Raw genomic sequence first — 7,685 nt, 5'->3', positions numbered from 1 at the left:
CAAATGCAGGGACAAAAAGATAGCTTTTACAAAGCTAGGTCTGTGGCACAATCAGGTTGAGAATGCGGGCATTGCTTCCTTTGAGAGCGTGGCAAGATCCATTGCAGCACATCACCAATATATACTACACTACTTCGATAACAGAAGCACCAATGCCTCGGCAGAATCTTTCAATGCAAAACTCAAAGCTTTTAGGAGTGTCTTTCGTGGCGTAAGGGACACAACATTCTTCCTGTACAGAGTGATGAAATTATATGCTTAAAAATCTTTACCCCCCAAACTTTCGGTATGATCCGTTAGTATTGAGTATTTAGACCTATGGCGGCCTGGGCTTGCAACATCTCCGCGTCATTGCGAGGTACGAAGCAATCTTTATCCATGTCATGGTGAGCGAAGTCGAACAGATCCCTCGACTAAGCTCAGGATGACCAAAAAGAAAGATTGCTTCGTTCCTCGCAATGACGATGTGTCTGCTTCCTCGTGCTTACTCGAGATGAGGGAGGAAGCAAGAATAAACAAAAAAAGTCGATGCTTACACATCGACTTAAAATTATCAAACCATCTAAATATTATATTCAATCCACTTACGGACAGGCAATCTTTTTTTGTCCATATCCCCTGCCGACAACAAATGTAGTATTTGATACCCTTTGAGTAACAACAACAGTATTAGATGAGGTAGTATTCCAAGGAACTTTATTAAACTGTAAACCCGCTTTAAGAATTAATGGGAATAACGGTCCTCCATCTGTTTTACTACCCAACATCGTTACCTCACCAGTTTTACTGATCATAATCCTTATAATTGGAGCTGTATCAGTACCTGTTAATTTCCAAATATCCGGTACAGCAACCCCATTTACCGTTTTCCCATATTCTGAACCATCTAAGAACCTGATATTCTGAGAAATGATACCTTCACCATTTGCTGTGTTATCATAAGTTTGAAATTGAATCTGTGCGGTATCCAAAGCCGAAGCACCAAATATCCTTGTATTGTTCACCCTCATATTAATGGCATTATCCAATAATTTAATATCAAAAGTGAATCCGTAATCAGATGCAGGCGCAGAAAATGATCTTGTCAACAACTCTCCATTTTTATATTCCTTCCCAGTTACTGGATCTATACAACCGGTATAGGTTGAGTTAACCTCGTATCGCCAGTTCAATGCATCATCAGCCATTTTTACCTCTTGCGTACATGTTCTAAAGTTTAAGTTCAAATTATACTTACAACCTGGTGTTATTTTGATATTCTCAATTTTAAAACCTGTTTTAGTTTCATCATTTATCGTGATTGTTCCAAAAGTTAAGGTCTTTGTGGTTGCTAATGGGTTAATCAATAATGTTGGATAACTTATTACTTCCCTTATTCCCACTGATAAATCTGGAAAAACAACAATCGCATCTGTACTTTGGTTATTTTTATAAGTAAGTGTTCCGTCTACAAAATTAAAGGTTGCACTAGCATCAACTTTACCTATCGTTGTATTTGCTAAAGCCTTAATAGTTCCTGTCATTTTCGGATCCATAGTCAACTTAGTGGTGATCATACTGTATCGATGTTTCATAATAACCCCTAAGTAGTTATCTCCCACGTTTAAAGTCCTATCTTTAATTACCTGGACCATCAAATCCTGACTAACATCTAGTAACTGTGCATTTGCAAATGTCTGAATACCATTTTTATAAGTTACATTAGGTAAATTATTTGTTTTACTATTTATGGAATAAATAACAAAGGTATAAGGAACTTTTGAATCTAAAGCGATAAAATTATTAGCTGGATTAGTTCCATAAACATAATCTTTCGTGGCTTTAAAAGTCCCATTGGAATTATAAACAACCACCCGATAATAAACACCTGGAGTTAATTTATTCCTGACTACAGTTGCTGCGCGAAGACCATTATTTGAGCTCTGAACAGTTCCTCCACCAATAGATTTTTGAATTGGTCCGTTATCCTTTTCCATCACAACATCTACGGAATAATCGTCAAATACCAAAGTAGTATCTTGTACCACTCCCGAAGGTGATGAACCAGCTCTAGAACTCGATTTCTTCTCAAAATCAATTTGGTCTTCTTCATAAGAAATACCATCAATGGAAATATTGACTAAAGAACCGTCTTTTACCACTGCAGGATTATCCTCAGATTTACTACATCCAACAACAAAAAGCATTAAGATTAAGGGTAAACTCAAGCTTAATCTCCTAAAATTATTTTTTAAATTTTTCATTTGATTATCGCTTAAGTATTACCAATCTATGTTTCTATTGTCATCTGCTTCCTGTTCCCATTCCTCATAAATTTCTCCATTATTATTATAAGGATACAATCTTGCAGATCCTACAGCAATATCAGCCTCCATGTGTATCTTCACGACGCTGACCGTTGGTGAACTATACTTTTTTTTCATTTTTGGGTAGATTTCTAATTACAGCCGAAAAATTAAGGGATGGGTAAATCCTTTACATACTTAATAAAATCAACGGTAATTAATTTTTAACTCGTTTTATTTTTCTAATAGATGTGTGGTACAATAGTTGGCTGTGTGATTGCCGCTACTATACATCACAAATGTAGAAAGGATTTATGGAGCAAGAAAATTTTGCATAGGTGTTTATACGCCTATTTAAGATTATGTAGTGTTAGTTCTACACTAAGACCAAAAATGGAAAGATATGTATGACATATTGCTATTGATAAACCTTTACCCAATCAATTTCCATGGCAACTGGGAGTTGCTTTTGGTCTACTTTCCCCACCCAATTTCCTCATAATTGCTGATCAATCAAAATGAAAAATGGCTGATCATAAGGCCATTGGGTTTTGTCGACACCTGCTTTTCGAGGATAAATGAAGGTGTCCTTACCATTCAATTGGAACACCAACCGATCAGGATACCAACTCAATCCATATACATTGAATTCCCCTGCATCCACAGGAGCAGTGCCACCGTGCGGAGGATTTTGTTTTTGCCCTAAGTTTAGTGTATAATGCGAATGCGTAGTTTGATAGATGATCTTATCAAAGTTCAAATGTTCCATGATATCGATCTCTCCGTTCATAGGGTATTTTCCATATTTATCCAGCTCCGCCAACATCCACATGGCTGGCCAGGCCCCTTGTGCGGACCCTAATTTAGCACGGATTTCGATCCGGCCATACTGAAAAGCAAATTTCCCTTTAGACCAAATACCACCAGTAATGAAAGGCCTTGGGTCCTTTAATGTATCAGGATTGTTGATACCAAGTAAATGTAAATGACCATTTTCCAAGTGGAAAACCTCATCTTCCTGACTCATATGCCTATTCCAATCCGAACTCCCAGCTGGAATCCTCGACCATTTTGTGGTATCAATCTCTTTGCCTTCAAAATCATCCTCCCAGACCAATTTCCATTTTTTATCCGAGCGATTTTCTTTTTGGAGGTAGACATAGGGCTTGTCAATCATTTTCTGGTTTACTTTACAGGCAGAAAATAAGCATAATGCAGTCCCAGCGAGGATAAAAAATCTTTTAAGAATCATGGTTTTTAGGTTGATGTTTTCCGAAACTACCTCTTTTTGACCTAATTTCAAAAGCAGTAGGTAGAAAATTATAATGCAGTATGTAGAAATCAATAGATCAGCAGTTAGAAATTAATCCTGTATCTTTAAAAAAATCAAAAATGGAAAATCTGAATAGCATAAATCCAACAAAAAAATGAAAATAAACACCTTTCATCCAGTAGATTTCAAAAGGCTCTTTATCGGAAATCCAACCGATAAATTGTGGTTTCAAATGGATATTGATCATTTTTTCATTCATTCCTTCCATTCGGAAAAGGTAGATCTTAAACTTCCCCTCCCCTTGCACAAAAAAACAGTGCATGATTTTATGTTCATTGTGAATGGAAGTTCGGCGAGATTGGCGGGTTTACATCGCTATGAACTTAAAAAAGCTGATCTACTTTTTGTACCTAGGCTTACCGCTTCCAATACCGAATTTATGACCGCGGATATCGAAGGGTATTATTGTCATTTTTCGGATGAAATGCTCCAGACCCAGCCGTTATTATTGGATTTTTTTAACCAAATGATCCTACCAACCTACCTTCATTTTCCTGAGCCCAATTTCCAAAGAGTAAATAAGCTCTTACAATCACTATGGGAAGTCAGTAGGGAAAAGAAAAACGACACAGAGCAATCAAGATTACAAGCCTTTTATTTAGCGTGTATATTGGCTGAGATCAGCCTGCTGATCAAGGAAGAAAACCAGCAAAAGCCCAGCAAAGGAAACAAATTATACAAGGACTTTTTGAGTTTAGCGAAGACCAAAATCATGCACGGTTGGACCTTAAAACAATATGCTGATGCCTTAAATATAACACCGAACCACCTCAACAAAACCATTAAAATGCTGAGCAACCGCTCAGCCAACGACTTATTGAATGAGCTAAAAATTCAAGAGGCGAAAGTCCTGTTGCTACAAACCCCTTCTACCCTTGCAGAAATAGCCTATCTACTCGGCTTTACCGACCAGGCACATTTCGGAAAATTCTTTAAAAAACACAGCAACCATACTCCTAGCCAATACCGTAAAATGATTGATATGTACTAAATAATGCGTCTTAAATAATATATTCTACATCAAATCCAGCCTAATTTTGCCGATGTAAAATATTTATTAATAAGCATGAAATCAGTTCATATCCATTTATTGTTATTCGTTGTTCTTTTAGGGATCAACAAGAGTTTTGCACAAGGACCTCCAGCAGCTCAAGGCGGAGCACCTGTTATGAATCCACCTGTATCGGTAGAAATGATGGCAGGAAGCCGTGGTCTATCCTACCAAATGATCGTCAACAAAAAGTTCCAGAGTGTACCACGTTTGGGATTCTTTTCCGTTAGTAATTTTCAGACCGATTGGAAATCTTCAGCCATGCGTGATTACATGATGCAAGGTAATCTTACCTTAAGTTTGGTTAAAGGACTGGATATTTCATCTGGATTTATCTGGACCCCTTATACCGGAATCCGTCCTTCAGCAGGTATCATGTACACTTTTGCGAATAGAGATTGGTTGATCGTTGCCAATCCTCGGACCGATTTGACCAAAAACGCCAACATGGAAGTTTTGGCCTTGGCCGAATTCAAACCGATGATCAATGAGAAATTAAAGTTCTACAGCAGATTGCAGGGCCTATACACGCAGGATACCGGAATTGGCGAGCACGGTAGAAGTTACATCATGGCCAGAGCCGGAATCACGATCAAGGATGTAACCTTTGGTGCTGGTGCTAATTTTGATTTCTATGGTCCACAAAAAATCAAAGACCATAACATTGGTGGATTTGTAAACATCAATCTGTTCTAATCCAGCTCAAATGACAACTATTTATTCAAGGTAAAATAAACATTTTATCTAGGTAAAATAAACATTTATACTAAGTAATAAGACCCATCTAACAATTCATGTAGGTGTAAATGGCAATCCTTTCTGGGTTGCCTTTTTCTTTCTAATCTATAAAAACATACCTTTAAACACTTATAATATCATTATATTTAGCGAAACGAAGAACCATTTTAACATTATCCATGGAAGAATTAAAAGCATTACCAAACCTATCAGCCGAAGAAGTTCGCGTATTGGGATCACTGTTAGAGAAATCCAAAACGACTCCAGAATACTATCCAATGACATTGAATGCACTGCAGACCGCCTGTAACCAAAAAACATCCCGCAAACCTGTGGTCAATTATGATGAAAGCACCATCATCAACACCTTGGATAGTCTGCGAAAAAAAGGATTGATTTCAACGGTTGTTGGTGGAGGTAGTCGCGTGACGAAGTATAAACATAACCTGGCAATACAATTCCCCTTATTACCCCAAGAGTTAGCCGCCTTATGCTTACTATTCCTAAGAGGGCCTTTAACAGGAGGTGAAATCAACAGCAATTCGGGGAGATTGTACGAGTTTGAATCCTTAGAGGAAGTACAGGAACTGCTCCAAAAATTAAGCACAGATGAACCTGCCTATGTACAGCAGCTATCAAAGAAGCCAGGACAGAAAGAGGCCCGGTTTGTTCATTTGTTTTCGCCATTTGATGAGGAAGCATATGAAGAAAGCTCCGCTTCGGAAACCGAAGCCAGTACAGGAAAATATGCTCAATTAGAAGAACGTGTCCAACAATTGGAACAACAATTGGCTACCCTGCAAGCTTCCTTTGATAAGCTTATGGAAGAATTAAGCTAATAAAAACAAATCCATTATTTGCTCATGAAAAAAATCAGTTTTTACCTTTTCTTCTGCCTGCTACCCTACCTAAGCTGGTCACAAGAATTTACCGATCTGGCAACACAAATCCAATCAAGTTTTAGAGGGTTGGACAGCTATAAAAACCAAGCTATCTGGGTAAGTGGCAGCAACGGACAAGTTGGAAGGTACTTGTTATCCAGTAAAACCTGGCAATGGACCCAGGTAAAAGGCTATGAGAAATTCGATTTCCGTGATATTGTAGCGTTCAGTGCCAAAGAAGCGGTAGTGGTTAGTGCTGGAAGTCCTGCGGTCATCCTCCGGACAACGGATGCTGGTAAAAACTGGAAAGAAGTTTACCGTAATGAAGATCCTGCCATCTTCTTGGATGACATGGAATTCACGGGTAAGCATGGATATATATTGGGCGATCCCATTGGAGGGCAATTCCAATTATTGGAAAGCAAGAATAAAGGCAAGACCTGGAAGGATGTTACGGATGAAATACCATTGATTGCCGAAGAAGGCGAAGCAGCATTCGCGGCAAGTGGTTCATCCATGCAGATGTTGAACGATTGGTTATATATCGGTACCGGAGGAAAGGTTGCCAGTTTGATGAAACGCAATCTCAAACAGAATCGATTGGATGTACAGGATGCACCGATCTGGTCTGGGGAAAGTGGAACCGGAATATTTTCCATTGCCTTTCTCAACCAACGGGTTGGTGTGGTAGTCGGCGGAAATTATATGGACGATAAGAACAACAGCAATAACATCCTTTTGACCAAAAACGGAGGATTATCCTGGGAAAAACCCATTACACCTGTTTTCGGTTATCGATCTTGCGTGAAATATATTGATGAAAACACGTTAATAGCAACCGGTACTTCCGGGACGGACCTATCCCTAGATGGCGGAATGAACTGGAAGAAGATTTCTGACGCCAGTTTCAATGTCATTGAAGTAAGTAAGGATGGTCAGATTTATTTGGCAGGCAGTAATGGAAACGTCGTGAAAGTAGATCTTATTCCTTGATCAGCTCGATATTGGGATGTTCAGAAATGATTTCTTCAATGATTTCAAAATAGGTTTGGCCATTACCATTTTTTAGATCATCAATTTTCTGTTGGATGGCCGCGGAATCAAAAGATTCAGGATCCTCCAATTTCTTTTTATAGAACTCAAGGGTAAAATCATAGCCAAGGTCTTTTTTGTTCGATTCGAAGTTCTTCCAGATCAAAAGCACTTCTTCCTTTTCCTTGATTGCTCCAAACCCACCATACAGCAGGTCATCAAAAGCATCCAAGCTTTCTGCCAATAGCCAGCTCTCATTCTCCATGAATTTTCTATTGATTTCTGCGTAAAAACTGGTTTTATCGTGGATCAAGGCTCCTTCTATGACAATTTCCTTCTTCATTCCTATCATTTTCCCCAAAAAT

General features: G+C 38.5%; 8 protein-coding genes. 5 read left to right on the top strand and 3 right to left on the bottom strand.

From position 1 onward, the window contains the following. The coding region (locus tag CRJ00_RS14975) for a transposase (RefSeq protein WP_144038071.1) at window positions 1-262 on the top strand (262 nt) is incomplete at its 5' end. Window positions 263-584: 322 nt separating this feature from the next. Here CRJ00_RS14975 and CRJ00_RS14970 read toward each other — a convergent pair. Together CRJ00_RS14970 and CRJ00_RS14965 are read right to left on the bottom strand one after the other, a co-directional pair. Then, the gene (locus tag CRJ00_RS14970) at window positions 585-2,243 is read right to left on the bottom strand and encodes a fimbrillin family protein (protein WP_144038172.1); all 1,659 of its coding nucleotides are present in this window, start codon (window positions 2,241-2,243) and stop codon (window positions 585-587) included. 538 nt (window positions 2,244-2,781) lie between these two features. Further along, the gene (locus tag CRJ00_RS14965) at window positions 2,782-3,537 is read right to left on the bottom strand and encodes a glycoside hydrolase family 16 protein (RefSeq protein ID WP_218962229.1); all 756 of its coding nucleotides are present in this window, start codon (window positions 3,535-3,537) and stop codon (window positions 2,782-2,784) included. A 175-nt stretch (window positions 3,538-3,712) separates the two neighbouring features. On the opposite strand from CRJ00_RS14965, the gene CRJ00_RS14960 reads away from it, so the two are divergent. From CRJ00_RS14960 to CRJ00_RS14945, 4 genes are all read left to right on the top strand, one after another. Next, the gene (locus tag CRJ00_RS14960) at window positions 3,713-4,609 is read left to right on the top strand and encodes an AraC family transcriptional regulator (protein WP_099367554.1); all 897 of its coding nucleotides are present in this window, start codon (window positions 3,713-3,715) and stop codon (window positions 4,607-4,609) included. Between the two features lie 75 nt (window positions 4,610-4,684). Beyond that, a complete protein-coding gene (locus tag CRJ00_RS18855) occupies window positions 4,685-5,365 on the top strand; it encodes a hypothetical protein (protein ID WP_180268504.1) in 681 nt (226 codons plus the stop codon). 221 nt (window positions 5,366-5,586) lie between these two features. Continuing rightward, window positions 5,587-6,246: a YceH family protein gene (locus tag CRJ00_RS14950; RefSeq protein ID WP_099367553.1), complete on the top strand. Its 660-nt coding sequence runs from the start codon at window positions 5,587-5,589 to the stop codon at window positions 6,244-6,246. Between the two features lie 24 nt (window positions 6,247-6,270). Beyond that, window positions 6,271-7,281 (top strand): WD40/YVTN/BNR-like repeat-containing protein, encoded by a 1,011-nt coding sequence (locus tag CRJ00_RS14945; protein WP_099367552.1) that lies wholly within the window; start codon window positions 6,271-6,273, stop codon window positions 7,279-7,281. Here the strand turns inward: CRJ00_RS14945 and CRJ00_RS14940 are convergent. After that, window positions 7,271-7,663 carry a barstar family protein gene (locus tag CRJ00_RS14940; protein ID WP_099367551.1) on the bottom strand — a complete coding sequence of 131 codons (393 nt, stop codon included), beginning with the start codon at window positions 7,661-7,663 and terminating at the stop codon, window positions 7,271-7,273. The two genes, CRJ00_RS14945 and CRJ00_RS14940, sit on opposite strands and share 11 nt — an antisense overlap. Window positions 7,664-7,685: the final 22 nt, after the last annotated feature.

The organism is Sphingobacterium sp. 1.A.4, from assembly GCF_002734245.1.
Classification (GTDB): Bacteria; Bacteroidota; Bacteroidia; order Sphingobacteriales; family Sphingobacteriaceae; genus Sphingobacterium; species Sphingobacterium tenebrionis.
The sequence above is the reverse complement of the archived record's forward strand: the minus strand, read 5'-3'. Positions and strand labels throughout refer to the sequence as shown.

Bases quoted from the DNA above. Each gene is read 5' to 3' on its own strand.
- CRJ00_RS14950 (WP_099367553.1), top strand. From the start codon at position 5,587: ATGGAAGAATTAAAAGCATTACCAAACCTATCAGCCGAAGAAGTTCGC.
- CRJ00_RS14965 (WP_218962229.1), bottom strand. From the start codon at position 3,537: ATGATTCTTAAAAGATTTTTTATCCTCGCTGGGACTGCATTATGCTTA.
- CRJ00_RS18855 (WP_180268504.1), top strand. From the start codon at position 4,685: ATGAAATCAGTTCATATCCATTTATTGTTATTCGTTGTTCTTTTAGGG.
- CRJ00_RS14960 (WP_099367554.1), top strand. From the start codon at position 3,713: ATGAAAATAAACACCTTTCATCCAGTAGATTTCAAAAGGCTCTTTATC.
- CRJ00_RS14970 (WP_144038172.1), bottom strand. From the start codon at position 2,243: ATGAAAAATTTAAAAAATAATTTTAGGAGATTAAGCTTGAGTTTACCC.
- CRJ00_RS14945 (WP_099367552.1), top strand. From the start codon at position 6,271: ATGAAAAAAATCAGTTTTTACCTTTTCTTCTGCCTGCTACCCTACCTA.
- CRJ00_RS14940 (WP_099367551.1), bottom strand. From the start codon at position 7,663: ATGAAGAAGGAAATTGTCATAGAAGGAGCCTTGATCCACGATAAAACC.